Here is a 22,764-nt window from a genome sequence, read left to right as displayed (position 1 = left end):
TGGACAGCGGCCGGCGCCGGTCGCACCGGCGGGCCGAGCACACCGCTCGCCGGTCACCCGCGAGAGGTGGTCAGCCCCTCACTCGGGTCTCGCCTTCGTGGGCCTGGCGGAGGATCTCCTGCCAGGTGGTGGCCGCACCGGCCGCGTCCTGCTCCTCCTTGGACCAGGACCGCTGGTTCTCGCCGGCGGGGTCGGCAAGGCGCTTCCACATCTCCTCGGCCGAGCCCTGGGCGAGCGCCTGGATGCCGCGCCAGGTCTCGGCCTGGCGCGCGGAGTGTTCCCGCTCGGTGTCCCACGCCGTGCCGGAGTCGCGGGCGTGCGCGGCGACGGCCTGCCAGGCGCGTTCCGCCTCGGCGCGGGCCGTGGCGGCGTCGGACGTGTGCCGCAGCGCCTCCTCGGCCTCGACCGCGGCCTTGAGGAGCAGCGTCAGCGTCCGGTGTCGGAGTGCCTCGGACTCCGCGGTGCGCAGCCGGTGGCCCTCCAGGTCGAGGGTCGCGCCGTTCACCCAGCCGAAGCCGTAGAACTCACGGGTGTCCTCGTCGGTCGCGCCGGGCCGCAGCGCCCACTGGGCCGACCCCCGGACCTGCTCGCCCGGGTCGTGCTCGGCGAGTGACCGTACGAACTCCCGGTCACGCTCGAGGACCGCGCGCTGTTCCCCGGCCACCGCCTCACGGGCGGTCCGGTCGCTCTGCTGCGCCTGGGCGTAGCCGGTCCTGACGAAGGCGGCCCGATCGGCGTCGGTGCCCTTGAGCGCCCTCTCCGCCGCACCGCGTGTTCGCGGGGCGAAGTCGACCGGGTGCGTCCGTACGACGCGCTCACAGAACAGCCGGTTACGGGTACGGGTGTCCCGCAGTCGCTGCCTGGCCGCGTCGTAGCCACCGCCCGGCGCCAGCCAGTCGGCGATCGCGGCGTCGCCGGCGGTGCTGCGCAGCGCGTTCCACGCCGAGGTCCGCAACTCCGGCGGGAGGCCCGACAGCGCGATCCGCCGCACCTGTTCACGTGCTCCGGCGGCCGCGGCGGCGAGCGCCGCGCGCGGCCCCTCGTCCTGTTGCGGCGCATCCGCCGGGGCGAGGACGAGCACCCGCTCGCGCGGGGGCTCCTGGGCGTGGGCGGCGGTCCCGGCGAGGGGCCACGCCACCACCGCGGCCACTGTGCAGACGGCCAGGGCCGTGCGGACGGCCCGGCTCGGCCCGGAGTGCGATCCGGCGCCCATCAGGGAGCCAGCGGGGGGACGACCTGCCACGCCGGGTGGGCGCGGAGGTCGATGTCGTCGGACCAGCGCCCGTGCAGCGAGAGCTCGTTCCGCTGGTTCATCGCCACCTGGGTGCCCTCGTTGTACGAGCCCGCGATGAACCACGCGGCGGTGGGCCTGCTCTGCGGCCAGCCCTTCATCCTCGCGCACCAGGTGGCGTCCGAGCGGAAGGCCGCGGTGTTGTTGTCCGCCGCCAGGGTCACCAGGCCCTTGGACTCGTCGGCCTTGAGGTAGTGGCCGGACTTGGCGGCGGCCTCGAACGAGTAGCAGCCGGGCTCCCCGGACAGCGCGGGGAGGACCAGCCAGGTCGCCTTCTCCCGCCAGTCCAGCGGGCTGGCCTCGGTCACCGGACCGACGGAGGCCGCTCCGCCGTTGACACCGGTGTGGCGGATGGGTCGCCAGGTGGCGGGAGCGGTCGCCCAGCCGAACACCAGCGTCTGCCGCTTGGCCCGCTTCTGGCCGTCCTCGGAGAGGAAGTCCGCGACCGCCATGTCACCGGTGGCCAGTGCCTTCTCGGCCGAGGCCACGAGGTTCGGATTGAACCCGCTCTGCTGGGCCGCGGTCAGGATCTGACGCGCCAGCACCCGGTTGGCCTCCGCCAGCTTCGCGCGCCGCGCGGCGTCGTCGCGCTTGTACGCCGCTTCGGCACCGCCGTGCAGGAAGCCCTGCAGGTGCCCCGGGTTCATGCTGTTCACCGCGGACTGGGCGGCCCGGTACAGCTCGGAGTTCTGCAGGTCCGCGGGTGCCGTCCGCAGCATCTCGCGGATGAAGATGTCGTCGCTCACGTCGAGCAGGCTCTGTGTCATCGGGACGCGGAACAGAGCGGCGACGTTCTTGCGCGCGGCCTGGTTCTTGCGGAGTTCGGCCTCCTTGCGATCTTTCTCGGCGAGTTCGAGCAGCTCCCTGGCGACGTCCCTGTTGTGGGCCTCGCGCGCGCCGTTGACGATGAACTCCTGCCGGGCCGCCGGGGTGCCGGTCAGCGCCGCCGTGGCGGCGGCGCGCACCTCGGGGCCGGAGGCCGGATGCCTGAGGACCGCGCGGATGAAGTTCTCGTCGTTGAGCTCAAGGAGATCCGGGGCGCCGGTGATGCCGATGACCGTCATGACCTGCTGGCGGGCGAGACGTGCGAGGCGTGCGGCCTCCGCCTTGTCGCGCTCGCGGCGCTGGTCCAGCCGATGGGCCTCGTGGATGCCGGTGGTGATGAACGCGACATGGTCGGCGTCCAGGGTGCTCGCCATGGCCTTCTCGGCCGCGGTGCGCACCGAGTCGTACGCCTCACCGCCGTCCCTGGCCTTCTGCCACAGGGCGTGGACGAAGTCGTAGTCGCTGAGCAGCAGCACCTCCCACGTGGGGTCGAGCCGCACCACGGCGGCCGCGTCGACGCGCTGGGTCTCGGTGGTGCCGATGCCCACCCCCCGCGCCTCCTGGTGCGGCGGCGCGGGGGCGGCGAACGCCGCGGCCCCGGCGCTCACCGCGAGCACGGCGGCCATGGCGGTGGTGCCGGCCACGGTACGGGTGACGGCCCGCCGGACCGCCGGCGACGGATTTCTGCGCATGATGATTCGTATCCCCCATAGAACAAATCAAAGGAACCCGGCTCGCAGCCATGGAATGGCCGCGCGGGCACGAGGAGAAGTCCAGGGGACCGTCACGCCGAGATGGCGCGAGAAACGACAGGAAACCCCGTCGGCCGAATCCCCCACGACTCACTGAGTTCTCGCGACGGGTGAACTGCTAATGCCCCGCCGCTGCATGCCGGTTGGTCAGACCGGCCAGCTAAACCCTACCAAAGGACGAAGCGAAACGATCAACGAAATACGAGTCGGTCATGGCCGGGGAAAGTCGTCGGAGCAGGGTCTCAGCAGATACGTGTCCATGATCCAGCCGTGTTCCGCCCTGGCCGCGGCACGTACCCGCCGGATCTCCTCGGCGACGTCCCCGAGCGGGCCGGAGATCAGGATCTCGTCCGGCGTGCCGATGTACGCGCCCCAGTAGATCCAGGTCCCCCCGGCGGCGAAGTGCCGGAACGACTCGTGGGCGTCGAGCATGACGACGATGTCGCCGTCGTCGTTGCCCACGGTCTCGGCGAGCCGCCGCCCGGGGGTGATGTGGATCGGCCGGCCCACCCGGTTGAGCCCGGTGCGGTGGCGCGCCGCCAGGGCGGACACGCTGCTGATCCCCGGGATCACCTCGTACGAGAACGTCACGTTCCCACGGGACGTGATGTCCCCCAGGACGGCCAGGGTGCTGTCGTACAGCGAGGGGTCGCCCCACACCAGGAAGGCGCCCCGTTGCCCCGGCGCGAGTTCCTCGCGGATCAGCCGCTCGCAGAGGTCGGCGCGCCGCCGGCGCCAGTCGTGGACGGCGTCGGTGTAGCCGCCCGGTTCGTCCTGGGTCCGGTCGCGCCACGGGTCCTCGGCCCGGACGACCCGGTGGGGGCCGGGGGCGTGCTCGGCGAGCATGTTCCGTCGGAGCCGGGTGAGGGAGGATTTCTCCGGTCCCTTCTCCAGGACGAAGAAGACGTCCGTTCTCCGCATCGCTTTCACGGCCCCGAGCGTCAGCTGGTCGGGATCCCCCGATCCGATGCCGATCACCGCGATGTGTCTGATCTCGTCGCCCAACGCCTTGTCTCTCCTCCTGCGGATCCACACGGAACCGATTCAGGCCCGGAATGACCGCGATCCCGTCGTACGTGCCACCGGAGTTCTCCGGCGAATTCCTCCGGGTCCGGTTCCGACGCGGCCGAATCGAGTCGCTCCCCCTCGTGGTCAGGCGCCCCAGCGCAGCGCGATGGTGTCGCCGACGTTGATCGTCTTCTCGCGGAGGGCTCCGGCGAAGGACGAACCGTCGACGCTGACCTTCCAGGTGCCGGAACCGCTGTTGGCCTTGCCGTCGACCGCGGTGATCGTGCCGGTGCCGGACGCCGGGGTGACGCCGGTGACGCAGCCCGACGGGGTGGCCGCGCCCGTCGCGGCGGCGAGGACGTCACCGAGGGTCGTGGTCGTCCCCGTGGGCGTGAAGGTCACCGAGCACGCCTTGAGGCTGCCCGCGCCGTCGTCGACGGTCAGCGCCAGCTTGGTGGCGGTGCCCGCCGTGAAGGTGGGCTGGGCGACCCACTGGGTGGCGCCCGGGGTGACCGGAACCGGCGGGGCCGCGGTGAATCCGCCGCCGGCGACCGCGCGCAGCGCGTCGATGGAGGAGTAGGCGGAGGGCACGGTGTCGGCGGGCTTGTATGTGAAGCCACCGGCCGGGTTGTACTGGTTGGCGATGAGGAAGTCGACCGGCGTCTTGCCGCTGATCGTGGTGAACTCGGCCGACTGCGGGTTGATGCCGCAGGCGTTGAGGCCCGCGACGCCCCAGCCGTTGGAGTTGGTGTTGACCCCGTACAGGGAGTTGAAGGCGCCGGAGGAGGCGACCAGCTTGCCCTTGAGGAAGTTCTTGGCCTGGACGACGTCCGTGTCGGTGTGCGGGACGCCGGAGACGCACAGGGCGGCCATCGCGGCACCGGTCATGTCGATGTCACTCGCGGTGTTGAGGGCGGTGGGGTTGCCCTCCACCTTCTGGTAGGTCCAGCCGCCGTCGTTGTGCTGGTTGGCCCGGAGGCGGGTGACGATCGAGTCGGTGAGGGCCTGCGGGACGCGGGCGGTGCCGGCCTGGGTCTTCGTGCCGCCCAGTGAAAGGGCCGCGAAGACCGTGCCGTTGAAGTTCGCGGACGGGCCGAAGTAGCCCGGCTCGGCCGTCCGCCAGTACGCGTAGATGTCGGCGATGAGGTTGCGCGAGGCGGAGACGCGGGCCGGGTCGATACCCGCGGCGTACGCGTTGAGCGTGCCGCGCTCGTAGTCCGTGACCACCGGGGTCGCCGACGGCCAGCCGGCCGTGGACAGCAGGTTGCGGTAGACGGTTCTGGCGTTCTTCGTGGTGTCGCCGCCCGGAGCGACGTCGACGACGGCCGTACCGGCGGCCGCGAAGGCGCTGAACGCCCACTCGTTGGACAGGCCCGCCCCGGCGTAGGAACCGTCCGCCGCCTGGAGGGACTTGAGGTAGGCGACGCCGTTGGTCCTGGAGGTGGCGATCTGCGCGGGGGTGGAGGTCGCGAAGGCGGGCAGCGCGGTGAGCGCGAAGGCGCCGAGTGCCGCCGGTACGGCGAGCGCGAGACGGCGGGAGGTGCGGAAACGGGGCATGGCCTGCTCCTGGAATCGGCGAACGCCGGCTCCGGTGCACGCCGCGGAGCACCGTGCGGAAGCACGGCCGGGCATGGCCGGGGAGCCGCCGTCCGGAACGCGTGGTACGGCTTCTGTACTGCATCGCCGTATGGGCATTCGGGCTCGGAACGGCCCCCGCCGTCCCATACCGCTGCGCGTCAGCTCCGGCTTCGCACCGGATTCCCCCACGTGGCAGCCCAGGACGCTACCCGAGTGATCAGGGGTCCGCCAGCCGGTTGAACGCGGTGAGCACGGCACGCCGTCGCGAGCCCCCCGCAGGTGAGCCACACCGTCTTGACGGTTCGAACACATCCGTGTTGCACTCCGGCTGATAAGCAATCAGCACCAGGGGAAGCCGGTCGAATTCCGGCGCTGACCCGCAACCGTAGGCCCGGCTTCGTCCCGGGTGAGTCGGAATGCCTGGAGCTGGGACTCAGTACGAGGAACGCCGTCGCGGACTACGGCGTGGTCGTCCCCGCCCTCCCATGGCGCAGCAGCCGTGTGGGGGCGCATCGCCACGCACCCACCGCCCGGCAGAGACGAGGGCCGCGGTGGGGACCGAACAGCAGGCGAGACGGCCGGGGAGAGCGGGGCAGCGGTTGCTGTCGCTCGTGACCGCCGCCCTTCTGGCGATCGGCGCGGCAGTGGCGTTCCTCACGGTGGCCCCGCCGGCCCAGGCCGACCCGATCGCACGGTGCACGCCCACCAAGGGCGCCATCGTCGCGGTGGACTTCGGAAAGTGGGGCGGTCCGGTCGTCCGCGGCTGCGACACCACCCCCACCACCGGCTACGAACTGCTGCGTGACGGCGGTTTCACCACCGAGGGAACGGGCCACGACGGGCCCGCGTTCATCTGCCGCATAGGCAACCGCTCGTTCACCAACGGGAAGAAGTACCCCACTCCGGCCGAGGACGACTGCGTCCTCACCCCGCAGGCCACCGCCTACTGGTCGTACTGGATCGCCTCCCCCGGCCAGCGGAAGTGGACCTACAGCCCGCTGGGCGCCATGGCGCGCACCCTCAAGCCCGGTGACGTGGACGCCTGGGTCTTCGGCGGTACGGACATCGGCGGCACCAAGGGCAGGCCCTCGTTCACCCCCGACGACGTCCGGGCCGAGGGCGGCGACCCGCCGAACCCGAGCGACCCCGCCGCGCCGACCGTCCCCCCGGGCTCGGTCGACCTGCCCGCCGCGACGCGCTGGCTCACCGAGCGGCTGACCAACGGGCAGCGCGTCGTCGACGAGGGCGCCACGACGCCGAACTACCTGGCCACCACCGAGGTCGCCTACGCGCTGGCCTCGCTCGACGACGCGAACCCCACGGCCCGGCGGATCGCCGACTTCCTCGGCAGACCCGAGCACACCGACGCGTACGCCTACCCCGCAGGGAAGGACGAGGCACCCGACGCCACCGCCGCCGCCCGCCTCGCCCTCGTCGCCGAGGCCACCGGCAAGGACCCCCGCGCCTTCGGCGGCCACGACCTCCTCGGCGACCTCCTGGCGAACGTCTGCCTCAGCGGCGCCGACGCTCCGCAGCCGGTCCCCGGCTGCGCGACCAAGGGCGACTTCCGTACGACCGGACAGACCGAGGGCCAGACGCTGGCCGTCATCGCCCTGCTGAGCGGCGGAGCGAAGCCGCCGGCGGAGTCCGTCGCGCGCCTGGCCCAACTGCAGTGCGACGACGGCGGGTTCCCCAGCTTCCTGATCCTGGACGGCCAGACGTGCGAGAGCGAGGCCGGGAGCACCGCCCTCGTCGCGCTCGCCCTCAAGCAGGCCGGCGGTCACACCCCCGTGGTGACCAAGGCCCGGTCCTCGCTCAAGAAGGCCCAGTTCCGGACGGGTGCCTGGCCCGCCGCCTCGTACAGCATCCCGGGCAGCGCGCACGCCACCGGCTGGGTGGCCCAGACCCTGCGGGCCCTGGGCGATCGCGCCCACGCGAACGCAGGTGTCTCCTGGCTCTCCCGGCAGCAACTGCCCGGCGGCGGCTTCCCCTTCGAGGAGGGCACCACGGACCCGCTGCTGTACGCCACCACCTCGGCCGTCATCGCGGGCGCCAAGAGCGACCTGGTCTCCCTGACCGCCAAGGAGCCCGCCCCGCCGACCACACCCCCGACGACGCCTCCGACCACTCCGCCCAGCACGCCGCCCACGACGGGGCCCACCCATCCCCCGGCCGGTGAGGGACCGGACCTCAGGAAGGGTTCGGCCTACCTCGCCGCCCACAAGCGGCTGATCCAGGGCCGGTACTACGAGGGCAGCCCCCGCTTCGCGGACTACGGACTGACCATCGACGGCGCCTACGCACTCGCCGCCACCGGCCACGACAACGCCACCCTGCGCAACATCGTCGACTTCCTCGACAAGGGCGGCAAGGACGCCTCGGGCCGCGGCGTCCACGACTGGACCAAGATCGGGACGAAGTACGCGGGAGGCGGCTTCATCGGCAAGACCGCGGTGCTCGCCGAGTCCGTGGGCCGCGACCCCCGCGACTTCGGCGGGCGGGACCTGATCGCCGCGCTCGCCGAGGGCAGCTGTCCGGCCGCGACCCCGGCCGAGCCCCGCAAGTGCGCGGGCAAGGGCAACTACACCTACGCCACCTCGGTCTTCTCCCAGTCGCTCGGCATCATCGCCCAGATCCGGGCGGGCGAGGCGGCCGCCGCGGCCGACCCCGTCACGTACCTCAAGAGTCTCCGCGATCCGTCGACGGGCGCCTGGCCCAGCCTCATCGGCGAGAAGAGCGACATCGAGGTCGACTCGACCGCGATGGCCGCCATGGCCCTGGACCTGTTGCCCGACGCCGACTCGCAGGCGTCCGTGGACCGGGCCCTCGGCTGGCTGGCCGGCCGGCAGCTCCCCGACGGCGGCTTCACCGGCGCCTCGGGGAACTCCGTGAACTCGGCGGCGCTCGCCGTCCAGGGGCTGTCGCTGGACGCCGGAAAGTACGGGCCCGAGATCGCGAAGGCCCGGAAGTTCCTTGCCTCGCAGCAGAACGAGGACGGCGGATTCAACGTCGTCAAGGGCGGTCAGCGGGGCTCTGACGTCCGCGCCTCCACCCAGGCGGTCGGCGGCGCCACCGGCATCTCCTTCGGCGTGCTGACCCGGGACCTGAGCGGCACCACCCCGGAGCCGGTCCCGAGCATCTCCGGGCCGCCGAGCACCTCCACACCCGTGATCATCACCCCCGGCGAGGACACCGGTGGCTCCGGTTCCGCCGGAGGCCGGGGCAGCGGCACGGGAAGCGGCGGCAGCCTCGCCGCCACCGGGTCCCAGGTCACCGGCCTCGCCGTCGTGGCCGTGCTCCTCGTCCTCGCCGGCTGGGGCGCGACCCATGCCGCGCGCAGGCGCCGCGAGACCGACGGCGGCCAGGCATGACCGCCCGCCGGGTCCCGCGCGCCCTCGCCCGTACGACGGCCGCGCTGGGTCTTGCCGCGGCGGCCTTCGCCGGCACCGCGGCCCCGGCCGGGGCCGCCCCGCAGCCGATGGGGCAGTGCACGACCTCGTCCGGTGCCGTGCTCGCCGTCGACTTCAGCCGCTGGGGAGGGCCGATCTACCGCTCCTGCGGCACGACGCCCACCACCGGGTACGAGCTCCTGAACCAGGGCGGCTGGCGGACCACCGGCACGGGCCACGACGGCCCGGCCTTCATCTGCCGCATCGGCTACAGCGGTCATCAGGGCGGCAGGCAGTACCCGACGCCCCGGCAGGACGACTGCGTCCTGACCCCGCCCGCCTCCGCGTACTGGTCGTACTGGCACGCCGACGCGGGCCAGAACACCTGGACGTACAGCCAGCTCGGCGCCATGCTCTACAAGCCCAGGCCCGGCAGCGTCGACCTGTGGATCTTCGGCGGCACCGACATCGAGGGCACCCGTGGCCGGCCCACCGTCTCCCCCGACCAGCTGCGCGCCAGGAACACGAGGCCCACCGGGGACGACGGGCCCGCGCCCGAGGGCACCCGGACCGCGGCCCCGCTGCCGCCGAACGCCGACACCGGGCCCGCGCCGGAGAACCCGCCGCCGGCCGACCGGACGCCTCCTCCGACGCCGACGCACTCCCCTTCGGCCACGGCGAGCCCGACCGCCTCGAAGAGCCCTTCACCGAGTCCGTCGAAGAGCGTCTCCCCGACGCCGTCCGCGACGCCGTCCGCGACTCCCCCGGCGACGACCGGCTCTCCGGCGGTGGCCGCCTCCGGCCCCACGGTGGTCGACGCGGCACCAGCCGCGGACGCGGCCCACGACGTGGGCTCGTGGGTACCCGCCGTGATCACCGGGGTGCTGGGCCTGCTGATCGGCGCCGCCGCCGTGTTCGCGGCCAAGCGCCGCCGTCGTGCGGAGTAGCCCCGTGTCCCGCACCTCCGCGGCAGCCGCCCGGCCGCGCGCGTCCGGCCACGCGCCGGACGCGGGTGGCCGCCGGCTGCCCCGCACCCTGCACCCCGTCGCCTGGTGGGTCTGGGCGCTGGCCCTCGCCACCGCCGTCAGCCGCACCAACAACCCGCTGCTGCTCTTCCTGGTCCTCGCGGTCCTCGGCTACGTCATCACCATGCGCCGCACCGAGGCCCCCTGGGCGCGCGGCTTCACGTACTACCTCTATCTCGCGCTCACCGTCGTCGCCATCCGGGTGGTGTTCCGCGCGGTCTTCGCCACCGGGATCACGCCCCACGACCACTTCCTCTTCTCCCTCCCCCACATCCCCACCCCGGACTGGTACGCGGGGATCCGACTCGGCGGCCCCGTCTCCCTGGAGGCGCTGCTCTCCGCGGCCACCGACGGACTCCGGCTGGCCTGCATGCTCTGCTGCATCGGCGCCGCCAACACCCTCGCCAACCCCAAACGGGCGCTGCGGGTGCTGCCGGGCGCGCTGTACGAACTCGGCGTCGCCGTCACGGTCTCCATCAGCGTGGCGCCCCAACTGGTCCAGAGCGTCCAGCGCGTTCACCGGGCACGACGTCTGCGCGCCGGACGCTCCAAGGGGCTGCGGGCCCTGCGGGGCATCATCGTCCCCGTTCTCGAGGACGCGCTGGAACGCTCCCTGCGGCTGGCCGCGGCGATGGACTCCCGCGGTTACGGCCGGGCCGGAACGGCCACCCGCCGTTCACGCCGGGCCACCGGCGCCCTGATGCTGCTCGGGATGTGCGGCCTGTGCGCCGGCGCTTACGGGCTCCTCGACGCCACCGCGCCCACCCTGCTCGGCTTTCCCGCGCTGGCGGTCGGCGGAGTGCTGTGCGTGGCGGGGCTCCGTCTCGGTGGGCGCCGGATCACGCGTACCACCTACCGGCCGGATCCCTGGCGGGCCGCCGAGTGGGCCGTGGCCGGCTGCGGCGTCCTGTCCGCCGTACTCCTCTTCAGCAACGCGGGCTTCGACGCTGCCGAGCTCAACCCGTCCATCTACCCGCTCAGTTGGCCCACCCTTCCGCTGGTGCCTGCCGCCGCGATCCTCCTCGCGGGAACCGCGGGATTCCTGGCCCCGCCACCGAGCGCACCGGTCCGTCCGGCCGTCCCCGCACAGCGCACCGAGGAACTCACGTGATCACCTTCGACCAGGTCGGCGTCCAGTACGAGGACACGGCCGAACCCGTGCTGCGGGACGTGAACCTGACGGTGGAGGAGGGCGAGCTCTGTCTTGTCGTCGGACACACCGGGGTCGGCAAGTCGACCCTCCTCGGCGCCGTGAACGGCCTCGTCCCGCACTTCACGGGCGGCACCCTGTACGGGCGGGTGACCGTGGACGGCCGGGACACGGCCGACCATCCGCCGCGCGAACTCGCCGACGTCGTGGGCGTCGTGGGCCAGGACCCCCTCGACGGTTTCGTCACCGACACGGTCGAGGAGGAACTCGCTTACTCAATGGAGCAGTTGGCAGTCCCTCCGGCCACCATGCGCAAGCGGGTCGAGGAGACCCTCGACCTCCTCGGCCTCGCCGACCTCCGCCACCGGGCCCTTCACGAACTCTCGGGCGGACAGCAGCAGCGCGTCGCCATCGGCTCCGTCCTCACCGCGCATCCCCGCGTCCTGGTCCTGGACGAGCCCACCTCCGCGCTCGACCCGACGGCCGCCGAGGAGGTCCTGGCCGCCGTCACCCGGCTGGTCCACGACCTGGGAGTCACCGTCCTGCTCGCCGAGCACCGCCTGGAGCGGGTCGTCCAGTACGCCGACCGCGTCATCCACCTCCCGGGCGACGGCCGTGTCGTGTCGGGCGCGCCCGCCGAGATCCTCCGTACGTCGTCGATCGCCCCGCCCGTCGTCGAACTCGGCCGGAGGGCCGCCTGGTCCCCGCTGCCTCTCTCCATCCGCGACGCCCGGCGGGCCGCGGCCCCTCTCCGTGCCCGGTTGAGCGGCGTCGTCCCCCCGCCGGTCCGGCCGGCCGGGGACGCGAACCGGTCGGAGCTCCTGACGGCACGCGGCATCACCGTGACGTACCAGGGCGTTCCCGCCGTCCGTGAGGTCGACCTCGGCCTCCGTGGCGGGGAGGTCACCGCGCTGATGGGCCGTAACGGCTCCGGCAAGTCCTCCCTGCTCTGGGCCCTCCAGGGCTCCGGCCCCCGCAAGGCCGGTGCGGTCTCCGTCGGGGAGCCCGGCGGCCCGACGTCGCGGGACCCCCGGAAGGTCTCGGCGGCCGAGGCCCGGCAGCTCGTCGGCCTGGTGCCGCAGACCCCCACCGACCTCCTCTACCTGGAGAGCGTCAAGCAGGAACTCGACCAGGCCGACGCCGAGTCCGGGGTCGCCGCCGACGGGGTACCGGCCCGTACCGTCCTGGACCGGCTCGCTCCCGGCATCCCCGACAGCACCCACCCCCGCGACCTGTCCGAGGGCCAGAAGCTGGCCCTCGTCCTGGCGATCCAGCTCGCGGCCGCGCCACGGGTGGTCCTCCTCGACGAGCCCACCCGCGGTCTCGACTACCGGGCCAAGGGCGAACTGATCACGATCGTCGACGGTCTCGCGGCCGAGGGCCGGGCGGTCGTCATCTCGACGCACGACGTGGAGTTCGTCGCCCGCGCAGCCGACCGGGTCGTGGTCATGGCCGAAGGGGACGTCGTCGCGGACGGCCCCACCAGCGAGGTCATCGTCGCGTCCCCGGTCTTCGCCCCGCAGGCCGCGAAGATCCTCGCCCCGCTGCCGTTCCTCACGGTGGACCAGCTGGCCGCGGTACTCGACGCCGACGGATCGGACCCGGAATCGTGAGCACGTACGCCGCCGCCCTTCGCATCCGCGCACGGGCCGGGGTCGTCATCGCCATGGCGGCCTTCCTGGGTGTCGTCGCGTTCTTCTGGCCGTTCCTCGTCGCACCGGGGAAGTTCGGCTCGAACTACGCCCCGCCGCTGATCTTCGGCGTGCTGCTGGTCATCGTGCTCAGCGTCGTGATCTCCGAGATCGCGGAGGGCGGCATCGACTCCAAGGCCCTGGCCATGCTGGGCGTGCTGTCCGCGGTCAACGCCGCTGTCCGTCCCCTCGGCGCGGGTACGGCCGGCATCGAGACGGTCTTCTTCATCCTGGTGCTGGCGGGCCGGGTGTACGGACCCGGCTTCGGTTTCACCCTGGGCTGCACCTCGCTCTTCGCCTCGGCGCTCATCACCGGCGGCGTCGGCCCCTGGATGCCGTACCAGATGTTCGGCTGCGCCTTCGTGGGCATGCTCGCCGGCTTCCTTCCGAGAGCCACGGGCCGTCGGGAGGTCGCCCTGCTCGCGGTGTACGGCTCGCTCTCCGGGTACCTGTTCGGCTTCCTCCTGAACCTGTCCTTCTGGCCGTTCTCGCTCGACCCGAACAGCTCCATCGCCTATCTGCCCGGACTTCCGTTCACCGAGCAGTTCCAGCGGTACATCGCCTTCGACCTGGCGACCTCGCTCGGCTGGGACACCGGCCGCGCCGTCACGAACCTCGTCGCCATCACCCTGGCCGGCCCCGCCGTCCTCACCGTCTTCCGCCGCGCTGCCCGCAAGGCCCGCTTCCAGGCCCCGATCCGGTTCGCGGGTCGGGGTACGAGCCCGGACTCCACGGCCGGATGACCTCCGCACCACCCACCGCATCCCTTACCGAGAGGAACACCATGCGCCCCACCCTGCTCCGCCGCGCCGCCGTGACGACCGCCGCGGTCGGTCTCGCCCTGACCACCGCACCCGCCGCCGTCGCGCAGGCCGGGACCACGGCCACGTACACGAACGCGCCGGTGAGAGTCACCGTCACCGTCCAGGGCCCGGACGGCCTGCTCTTCCAGAAGAAGATCTTCACCTGGGGTCATGACGTCACGACCGCCACCGGCGGCACGCACAAGTGCGACGGCACCAACGGCAGCGCGCACGCCACGAAGGTCCCGACCCCGACCGCCGCCCTGGACCACGCGGCCAAGCGGAACGGCTTCTCGTGGGACGGCACCTGGTACGCGTCCTTCGACGACTACGCGGTGGAGACGGTCAAGGGCGTGAACGGAGGCGGCTCGGCGTACTGGAGCATCTCGGTGAACGGCACCCCGACCCCGGTCGGCGGCTGCCAGTTCGAGATAGAGAACGGCGACCAGGTCGCCTTCACCTGGACCTCGTTCTGACGGTCGGCGCTCCCACGGCGGCCCGGGCTTCCGAAGCCCGGGCCGCCTCGCCATGCGGCCCGCCGTGGTACGCCACCCCTCGGCGGGGCGGCACACGAGGGCTTGACCGGGGAACCGCGTCATCGTAGGTTCGGGCGCACCGGCTCACCCGCGAGACACTGGAAGGAGGCGACGTCGGATGTCGATCATCTCCGATCTTTCCCGCCTCCCTCACCAGACCGCCTGGGCCCCGGGTCTCATAGCACACGGCTGCTGAACAGCCCTCTTCCGGCGTGCCCGATCGCGGCCCCGGAACTTTCGCATGTCTGTCACCGCTGAGACACGTCGTTGCGTGCCCTGTGTGGCGCGCTCCGGGTCACCGAGCTGCGCCACCGCGAGAGAAAGCTCCTGAGATGGCGACTTGGACAGTCACAACAACCGCGCGCCCGGACGGGGACGTTCCGTGGTAGCGGCGCGGCCCACGGCCACCGTCACGGTCAACGGCGGAGAAGCACCGATCTCACCGGCCGCGCCCCACACCACCGTGCTGGACTTTCTGCGCGAACGCGGCCTCACCGGCACCAAGGAGGGCTGCGCCGAGGGCGAGTGCGGCGCCTGTTCGGTCCTCGTGGCCCGTCCCGGGACGGACAAGCCCACGGACTGGGTGGCGGTCAACGCCTGTCTGGTCCCGGTCGCCGCGCTCGACGGTCAGGAGATCGTCACCTCCGAGGGACTCGCCACCGCCGGCGTGGCCGGCGGGCCGGCCACGCTGCACCCGGTGCAGGAGGAGATGGCCGTCCGCGGCGGCTCCCAATGCGGTTACTGCACACCGGGATTCGTCTGCAGCATGGCCGCCGAGTACTACCGGCCGAACCGCTGCGCGCACGCGGACCCGGCCGGCGGCGGCGACCCCGAGCACGGTCCGAACGGTTTCGATCTCCACGCGCTGAGCGGAAACCTGTGCCGCTGCACCGGCTACCGCCCCATTCGCGATGCCGCGTTCGCCGTCGGCAGTCCCACCGAGGACGACCCCCTGGCGCGGCGTCGCGAGCTGTCCCCGCCCGAACCGGTGGCCACCGAATACTCCCGGTACGACAGCGTGTTCCTGCGCAGGAGCACCCTGGCCGGGACACTGCGGGTGCTGCGCGAGCGGCCCGACGCGGTCGTGGTCGCCGGTTCCACGGACTGGGGCGTGGAGGTCAACATCGCCTCCCGTCGGGCGAACTGCGTGGTCGCCGTCGACCGGCTGCCCGAACTGCGCGAGCTGCGCGTCGAGTCCGACCGCGTCGAGATCGGAGCGGGGCTGACGCTCACCGAGATCGAACGCCGCCTCGACGGCCAAGTCCCTCTGCTGGCAGAGCTGTTCCCGCAGTTCGCGTCCCGGCTCATTCGCAACAGCGCGACGCTCGGCGGCAATCTGGGTACCGGTTCCCCCATCGGGGACAGCCCACCGGTCCTGCTCGCGCTCGAGGCGTCGGTGGTACTCGCCGACGCCGACGGCGAGCGCGAGGTGCCCCTCTCCGACTACTTCACGGGCTACCGGCAGAGCGTGCGCCGTCCCGGTGAGCTGATCCGCGCGGTGCGCGTCCCGCTGCCGCTGTCGCCGGTCGCGGCCTTCCACAAGATCGCCAAGCGGCGCTTCGACGACATCTCCAGCGTGGCGGTCGCCTTCGCGCTCGACATCGAGGGCGGGATCGTCCGCAAGGCGCGCATCGGCCTGGGCGGCGTGGCCGCCACCCCGCTCCGCGCCCTCGCCGCGGAGGCGGCCCTGGAGGGCCGGCCGTGGACGACCGAGACCGTCGAGGCCGCGGCCCGGGTGCTGCGGGCCCAGGGCACCCCCATGGACGATCACCGCGCCAGCGCGGCCTACCGCGCCGCGATGCTCGGCCAGAGCCTGCTGAAGCTGTACGCGCGAACCACCGAGGCGGTGTCGTCATGAGCCAGTTGTCCCAGCGTCCCGAAAAGCCCGTCGTCGGTGTTGCGATGCCGCACGAGAGCGCCCGCCTGCACGTCACGGGCACCGCGCTCTACACCGACGACCTGGTCCATCGCACCAAGGACGTGCTGCACGCCTACCCGGTGCAGGTCATGAAGGCGCACGGCAGGATCATCGCGCTGCACACCGGGCCCGCGCTCGCCGTCCCCGGTGTGGTCCGCGTGCTGACCGGTGCCGACGTGCCCGGCGTCAACGACGCCGGGATGAAGCACGACGAACCTCTCTTCCCCGACGAGGTCATGTTCCACGGCCACGCGGTCGCCTGGGTGCTCGGCGAGACCGTGGAGGCGGCGCGGCTCGGTGCGGCGGCCGTCCAGGTGGAACTCGACGAGCGGCCCTCCCTGATCGCGCTGCGGGACGCGATCGCGGCCGGGAGCTTCCACGGCGCCCGGCCCGTGATGCGGACCGGTGACGTCGACGCCGGCTTCGCCGACTCCGCGCACGTGTTCACGGGCGAGTTCCAGTTCTCCGATCAGGAACACTTCTATCTCGAGACGCACACGGCGCTGGCCCTCGTCGACGAGAACGGGCAGATGTTCGTCCAGAGCAGTACCCAGCATCCTTCGGAGACGCAGGAGATCGTCGCGCACGTGCTCGGCCTGCACAGTCACGAGGTGACCGTGCAGTGCCTGCGGATGGGTGGCGGCTTCGGCGGCAAGGAGATGCAGCCGCACGGCTTCGCGGCCGTCGCCGCGCTCGGCGCCAGGCTGACCGGCCGGCCGGTCCGCGTACGGCTCAACAGAACCCAGGACCTGACCATGTCCGGCAAGCGCCACGGGTTCCACGCCGAGTGGAAGATCGGCTTCGACGGCGACGGCCGCATCCAGGCCCTGGACGCCACCCTGACCGCCGACGGCGGCTGGAGCCTGGACCTGTCCGAGCCGGTGGTCGCCCGGGCGCTCTGCCACATCGACAACACCTACTGGATTCCCCACGCACGCGTCGCCGGCCGCATCGCCAAGACCAACAAGGTCTCCAACACCGCCTTCCGCGGTTTCGGCGGACCGCAGGGCATGCTGGTGATCGAGGACATCATGGGCCGGTGTGCGCCACTGCTCGGCCTGGATCCGATGGAACTGCGGGAGCGTAACTTCTACCGGCCGGGCCAGGGCCAGACGACGCCGTACGGGCAGCCGGTGACGCACGCCGAACGGATCTCGACCGTCTGGCAGCAGGTGCGGGACGACGCCGCACTCACCGATCGCAAGCGCGAGATCGCGGCCTTCAACGCCGCGCACCCGCACACCAAGCGCGGGCTCGCTCTCACCGGCATCAAGTTCGGCATCTCGTTCAACCTCACCGCCTTCAACCAGGGCGGCGCGCTGGTGCTGATCTACAAGGACGGCTCGGTCCTGATCAACCACGGCGGCACCGAGATGGGGCAGGGCCTGCACACCAAGATGCTGCAGGTGGCCGCGACCACGCTGGGCATCCCGCTGCACAAGGTGCGGCTGGCCCCGACGCGCACCGACAAGGTGCCGAACACCTCCGCCACGGCCGCCAGTGCCGGGGCGGACCTCAACGGCGCGGCGGTGAAGAACGCCTGCGAGCAGTTGCGCGGGCGGCTGCTGGGGGTGGCCGGCACCCAGCTGGGTGTGAACGCCTCGGACGTGCGCATCGTCGAGGGCGTCGCGCGCGCCCTCGGCCACGACGGGGAACTGGCCTGGGACGACCTGGTGCGCACGGCGTACTTCCAGCGGGTGCAGTTGTCGGCGGCCGGTTTCTACCGGACCGAAGGCCTGCACTGGGACGCCAAGGCGTTCCAGGGCTCACCGTTCAAGTACTTCTCGTACGGCGCCGCCGCTGCCGAGGTGGAGGTGGACGGCTTCACCGGCGCGTACCGCATCCGGCGGGTGGACATCGTGCACGACGTCGGCGACAGCCTCTCGCCGTTGATCGACATCGGTCAGGTCGAAGGAGGCTTCGTCCAGGGCGCGGGGTGGCTGACGCTCGAGGACCTGCGCTGGGACACCGGTGACGGGCCGAACCGCGGGCGGCTGCTGACCCGGGCGGCAAGTACGTACAAGCTGCCGAGCTTCTCCGAGATGCCCGAGGAGTTCCACGTCCGGCTGCTGGAGAACGCCACTGAGGAGGGCGCGGTCTACGGCTCCAAGGCCGTGGGCGAGCCTCCCCTGATGCTGGCGTTCTCGGTACGCGAGGCGTTGCGGCAGGCCGCCGCGGCGTTCGGGCCCGCCGGGGTCGGCGTGGAACTCGCCTCGCCCGCCACACCGGAAGCGGTGTACTGGGCGATCGAAGCGGCCCGCGGCGGCGCCGCGCGAGACGGAGAGCACGCTCGCGTCGGCGACGCGACAAGCATCGACGCGAGCTCAGCGAGCCATGCCTGACATGACCTGGGTCACCGCGGTCGCGCGGTTGCGGGCACGCCGGGAACCCGGCGTGCTCGTGACCGTCGCGACCGTGCGCGGCCACGCGCCCCGCCGGGCCGGTGCCAAACTCGTCGTGGGACGGACGGAGTCCTGGGGTTCGATCGGCGGTGGCAATATCGAGGCCGTCGCGATCGACCGCGCGCGCGAGCTGATCGGCACGCCCGATCCGGAGCCGGAGCTGATGGAGTTCGCCCTCAACGACAAGGTCGCGGGCCGGCACGGCGTGCAGTGCTGCGGCGGTGCCGTCACCGTACTGCTCGAACCGCTGCCGGTGGTTCAGGCCGTGGCGGTCTTCGGTATCGGGCACGTCGGCCTCGAGCTGGCACGCATCCTGGCCCGCCACGACCTCGACCTGCACCTGACCGACAGCCGCGCCGACATGCTCACCGACGGTCGGCTCGGCGTGCTCGCGGACGCGGTGGCACAGATCCACGTGCACCACACACCGCTGCTTCCCGAGGAGGTGCTCGCGGAGTTGCCGGCCGGCACCCACGTCCTGATCATGACCCATGATCACGCCGAGGACGCCGCACTGTGCGACGCCGCGTTGCGCACCGCAGGTCTCGGCTCGATCGGACTGATCGGCTCGGCCGCCAAATGGACGCGGTTCCGACGACGCCTGGCCACCGAGGGCGGCCACGACGCCGTCACCATCGACCGGATCAAGACCCCGATCGGCATCGCCGAGATCACCGGCAAGGAACCCGCCACGATCGCCCTGAGCGTCGCTGCCGACCTGATGCGGAACTTCGCTTCCGGATGACGGCCCCACCGGGGCTCCCTTCGACGTCCGACGCGCGTCGACGGGGGTGGGGGTGGAATCCGGACAGGCGGAGGCGCCGGGCGGGCACCGCGAACGCATCCAACTCGCGCTGTTTCAGGGCAGTCCGGGCCACGAGGAGAACGCGTGGTGGGCGCGCCCGGGGCGACGGAACCCCTGCGAGGGTGGCGAAAAGTAACCCTTTGCTTCCTTTGGCACATGCCGGTTACGGTTCCAGTGATCATTTGACGGGGGCAGGCGCCGGAGGGGATCGACGGAGTGTTGACCGCACTTCGTCGGGACAGGGCGTACCCCCGAGCACGTTCGTAGTCCGGGGGGAACCATGAGCCGTGAGTCTGTGTACGCAGGCTGCACGATGGCCGTTTGCGTTGTCGTGCCGCCCCATGGGCGGCAAAGCGACATCGCCGCGCGCGCGAGCTTCTTCACCGGCTGAGAGCCCGAGCCCGGCCGGCCCCTCGGGGTGCGGGCGCCCCTCGGCATGCCGCAGCGCGAAGGCGTGGGGACTGTTTCGTACGCGTACCGCACGCCTATCCGTAACCCTGACGTACCCGCACCCGCACCCGAGCCGATGTCGGTGCCGGTGCCGGTGCCGGTGCCGCTGTGCGGCAACTCCTTCGTCGTCGCGTCCCGATGCGACTCGACGCGTCCGCGTCGGACAACCCAGTAAGAAGAGAACGGATCCCATGAAGTTCCACAGACTCCGCTCCGCCCTGACAGTCGGTGCCGGTGTGACCGCCCTCATGGTCGGCGCGGGCACTGCTCACGCGGGCCCGGCCGTGCCCGCCCCCGCCGCCGCCCCCGCCGCCGCCACGGCCGGCGGCCCGGACGCGCAGCTACAGGTGAAGTACCGCGACAAGTGCCTCGCCATCGCGAACGGCAGTCTGCGCAACGGGGCCCACGCCGTCGAGGGCACCTGCGACAGCACCTCGCTCCACCAGGTCTTCAAGCTGAAGCCCGGGGACACGTCGGGCTGGGAGCTGGTCGCCGCCCACAGCGGCCGATGCCTCGCCCATCGCCCTTCCGGAAGGGTCGATGTCGTGCAGGACTGGTGCAACGGTTCCACCGCCCAGCGCTGGACGATGCAGTTCCTGGAGGGCGCCGAGAAGAACCGGCTGCAGCTGCGTCCGGTCGACGCCCCGAACGAGTGCCTGTCCATGGGGGGAACTCCCGAAGGGGAGGAACCGACGGCCTACGTCACCGACTGCTTCGACGACATGCCCAGCCAGGAGTGGCGTCTCGCCTTCATCAACTGATGACTCCTGCTTGCTCTTTGCCCATCGCTCTCGCACGCATTGTGTCGTCGGTTCACGGCGACGGAGGGATCTCGACATCAGCATGAACACCAAGCACATGACGTCCGCGTGGATGCGGCGGACCGTTTCCCGCGGCCTGGTCACCGCCACCGCACTGGCAGCGGTGACCGGTACGGTGGTGCCGGGTACGGCCGTGGCCGGCACGTCCGCCGGGACGCTGGACATGGCGGCCCGCGCGGCCGGCATCGGCACGACCGACACCCAGCGGGTGGAGGCCGCGGCCGTGGTCCGACTGGATCCGACGGCGGACGTACTCCTGCTCAGCGACTACGACTTCGTGCACGCGCTGTGGCAGAAGGCCCGCGACGCGGGCGAGAGGCTCGACGCGGTACGGACGGCAGCCGAGCAGGCCATGGCCGGCACGGCGGCCGAGGACCACGTGCGATTCATCGTCACGGGCGTCCACGAGGCGTACAGGCTCGATCAGCAGCGCGAGCGGGAGAAGGCCGAGGCAGAGCGCGTCGCCCGGCTCGCCAGGTCGCAGGTGTTGCTGGCCATCGGCATCCCCAGCACTCCTGAACTGCTCGCGCTGACGGACGACAACTTCGTCCGCGCGGTCGCCAGGCACCCCGCGTCCGGTCCCGAGGTGCGGGGCGCGGCGCTGAAGGCACTGGTCGGCGAGGCGGCGGACTGGCGGGAGTTCATCGTCAACGGCGCCCGTGAGGCGCACAGGCGGGACGTGGCCAAGGAGTTGGAGGAGCTGGAGGAGCAGAACCGCAAGGAGGCCGAGCGCCGCAAGGAACTCGCCGCCCGCAACAACACCGCGGCCCTGTTCCGCATCTCGCCCTCCCCGGCCATGCTCACGCTGAGCGACGACAACTTCATCCGCGAGCTCCTGCGCATGGCCCCGGCCGATCTCAAGGGATCCGAACTGCTCGCGGCCGCTCAGCGCGCGGCCCTGAGCGCGAACGCCCTGGACTGGAAGACGTTCATCCACACCGGTGCCGAAGCCGCGTACAAGCAGGACGACGAGAACCGCCGCAAGAAGCTCGCGGCGGCCAATCGCACGCTCGCCCTGCAGATACAGGCCGCCGCGGAGAACAGCGGCGTGAACCCCCACCTGGTCTCCGCCGCGAAGAAGGTGCTCGCCGGGACCGACGACGCCGCCGTGGCCGAGTTCCTCAAGGAGGACACGCAGTACCGGCTCAAGCGCCAGTCCCTCCGGTCGGGGGACAACAAACTGACCGGATGGTTCGCCCGCCAGTCCAGCCCGGACGGCGGCGAGGGGTTCATCGGTCCCCTGGACGCCAAGAGCGGGCAGGCCGACCGCGAGGACGCCACCTGGGTCATCGTGCCCTCCCTGGCCGGTCTGCCCGGCTGCTACTCCTTCGAGTCGGTCGGCAAGCCGGGCCACTACCTGAAGGGCGACAAGCCGTCGCTGCGCGTACGGATCGCCGCGGACGACCGCAGCGGGGCCTTCAGGCAGAGTGCGACCTGGTGCGCGACCAAGGGCCAGAACGGCTCCGGCACGTCCTTCAAGTGGGCCGTCGGGCCTGAGGAGCGTTCTCTGCGCCACATGGCCGGCGAACTCTACGTGGCGCAGCACTACACCACCGACGACGCCCGTCAGGCGTCCAGCTGGCAGATCGCCGCCCCGCTCGCACCCTGAGCGCCCCGCGCCCCGGCCGGCCCTGCCTCCTGCTCGTACCCGTGGCACGAGACGAGATCGACAGGAACGAGGCAGACCTGCCGGTCGTCTTCCGCGGGTGAGCCCCTCCACCGCCTTCCTCAGGTGCGCCACTACGCGCCCGGCACGGTGCGCACGGTCGACCGACTGCTCGAACGCGGACAACTCTCGGTCGATCGAGGCGCCCGGCCTCTGTAGAGCAGAACGCAACGGAAACCCCGCCGGGGCCGCCCGGCGGGGTTTCCGTACCCGTCTGCTCGTCGATGTGGGCGGTGCAGCCAGGAGTCCGCGGCGCCCGAGAAGGGCGGGGTCGAGGGGCAGATCGGCTGGTTCCATCGCAACCACCGTGTCCCAGTGCACGAGGTCGCGACGCTCGCCGAGCTCGACGCACCGGGGAGGCCCTCGACCGATAACCCCGTACTCCCCGCGCTCGGCCGTGTTCCGCATGCGAGCATGCACGTCACACGGCCCGCCTGTCGTCCAGTCGGTCGCCGCCGCCGCCGCGCACCCCACAGAGCCGGCCACCGCGGAATCGGCCGCTTCCTACCGCCGAACACCGCTGCACGACCGCACCCCTGCACCGATAATTGCGCCATCATGCACTGATGCAGAGAGCACCTATCGCACGCTCTTCCTGATGGCCAGTCAGGACGGTCGGCAACAGGTCGGCATCGGCGCCGCGCGATACCGCTT

15 protein-coding genes and 2 riboswitches are annotated in these 22,764 nt (G+C 72.0%); of the genes, 11 read left to right on the top strand and 4 right to left on the bottom strand.

Translation table 11 applies throughout. The features are described 5' to 3' along the window. Positions 1-70 precede the first annotated feature (70 nt). From E0F75_RS22340 to E0F75_RS22325, 4 genes are all read right to left on the bottom strand, one after another. On the bottom strand, positions 71-1,141 hold the full coding sequence (locus tag E0F75_RS22340; RefSeq protein ID WP_229312787.1) for a hypothetical protein: 1,071 nt from the start codon (positions 1,139-1,141) through the stop codon (positions 71-73). 71 nt (positions 1,142-1,212) lie between these two features. Further along, the gene (locus E0F75_RS22335; protein WP_187624316.1) at positions 1,213-2,808 is read right to left on the bottom strand and encodes an AbfB domain-containing protein; all 1,596 of its coding nucleotides are present in this window, start codon (positions 2,806-2,808) and stop codon (positions 1,213-1,215) included. Between the two features lie 270 nt (positions 2,809-3,078). Continuing rightward, positions 3,079-3,873: a precorrin-6A synthase (deacetylating) gene (gene cobF, locus E0F75_RS22330; RefSeq protein ID WP_187624315.1), complete on the bottom strand. Its 795-nt coding sequence runs from the start codon at positions 3,871-3,873 to the stop codon at positions 3,079-3,081. 147 nt (positions 3,874-4,020) lie between these two features. Continuing rightward, positions 4,021-5,433 (bottom strand): hypothetical protein, encoded by a 1,413-nt coding sequence (locus E0F75_RS22325; protein ID WP_187624314.1) that lies wholly within the window; start codon positions 5,431-5,433, stop codon positions 4,021-4,023. 132 nt (positions 5,434-5,565) lie between these two features. Continuing rightward, a riboswitch (cobalamin riboswitch) is annotated at positions 5,566-5,640 on the bottom strand. Positions 5,641-5,757: 117 nt separating this feature from the next. Then, positions 5,758-5,897, top strand: a riboswitch (cobalamin riboswitch). 108 nt (positions 5,898-6,005) lie between these two features. Here E0F75_RS22325 and E0F75_RS22320 point away from each other — a divergent pair. From E0F75_RS22320 to E0F75_RS22270, 11 genes are all read left to right on the top strand, one after another. Continuing rightward, entirely contained in the window at positions 6,006-8,825 is a 2,820-nt protein-coding gene (locus E0F75_RS22320; RefSeq protein ID WP_187624313.1) for a prenyltransferase/squalene oxidase repeat-containing protein, read from the top strand. Beyond that, on the top strand, positions 8,822-9,790 hold the full coding sequence (locus E0F75_RS22315; RefSeq protein ID WP_187624312.1) for a hypothetical protein: 969 nt from the start codon (positions 8,822-8,824) through the stop codon (positions 9,788-9,790). Before E0F75_RS22320 ends, E0F75_RS22315 begins: the two co-directional genes overlap by 4 nt. Before the next feature lie 4 nt (positions 9,791-9,794). Further along, entirely contained in the window at positions 9,795-10,979 is a 1,185-nt protein-coding gene (locus tag E0F75_RS22310) for an energy-coupling factor transporter transmembrane component T (protein WP_187624311.1), read from the top strand. Next, the gene (locus E0F75_RS22305; protein ID WP_187624310.1) at positions 10,976-12,631 is read left to right on the top strand and encodes an ABC transporter ATP-binding protein; all 1,656 of its coding nucleotides are present in this window, start codon (positions 10,976-10,978) and stop codon (positions 12,629-12,631) included. The genes E0F75_RS22310 and E0F75_RS22305 overlap by 4 nt, the downstream gene beginning before the upstream one ends. Further along, positions 12,628-13,452 (top strand): ECF transporter S component, encoded by an 825-nt coding sequence (locus E0F75_RS22300; RefSeq protein WP_187624309.1) that lies wholly within the window; start codon positions 12,628-12,630, stop codon positions 13,450-13,452. Before E0F75_RS22305 ends, E0F75_RS22300 begins: the two co-directional genes overlap by 4 nt. Before the next feature lie 41 nt (positions 13,453-13,493). Beyond that, the gene (locus tag E0F75_RS22295; RefSeq protein WP_187624308.1) at positions 13,494-13,988 is read left to right on the top strand and encodes a DUF4430 domain-containing protein; all 495 of its coding nucleotides are present in this window, start codon (positions 13,494-13,496) and stop codon (positions 13,986-13,988) included. Positions 13,989-14,430: 442 nt separating this feature from the next. Further along, a complete protein-coding gene (locus tag E0F75_RS22290; protein ID WP_187624307.1) occupies positions 14,431-15,906 on the top strand; it encodes a xanthine dehydrogenase small subunit in 1,476 nt (491 codons plus the stop codon). Next, positions 15,903-18,308, top strand: coding sequence for a xanthine dehydrogenase molybdopterin binding subunit (xdhB, locus tag E0F75_RS22285; protein ID WP_187624306.1), 2,406 nt, complete (start codon positions 15,903-15,905; stop codon positions 18,306-18,308). The genes E0F75_RS22290 and xdhB overlap by 4 nt, the downstream gene beginning before the upstream one ends. A gap of 1 nt (position 18,309) precedes the next feature. Continuing rightward, entirely contained in the window at positions 18,310-19,113 is an 804-nt protein-coding gene (xdhC, locus tag E0F75_RS22280; protein WP_187624305.1) for a xanthine dehydrogenase accessory protein XdhC, read from the top strand. Between the two features lie 701 nt (positions 19,114-19,814). After that, entirely contained in the window at positions 19,815-20,384 is a 570-nt protein-coding gene (locus E0F75_RS22275; protein ID WP_187624304.1) for an RICIN domain-containing protein, read from the top strand. Between the two features lie 82 nt (positions 20,385-20,466). Beyond that, positions 20,467-22,053: an AbfB domain-containing protein gene (locus E0F75_RS22270; protein WP_187624303.1), complete on the top strand. Its 1,587-nt coding sequence runs from the start codon at positions 20,467-20,469 to the stop codon at positions 22,051-22,053. The last annotated feature ends 711 nt before the right edge of the window (positions 22,054-22,764 follow it).

It is taken from the genome of Streptomyces sp. CB02980, from assembly GCF_014451325.2.
Classification (GTDB): Bacteria; Actinomycetota; Actinomycetes; order Streptomycetales; family Streptomycetaceae; genus Streptomyces.
This window is presented reverse-complemented; position numbering and strand designations above follow the sequence as displayed.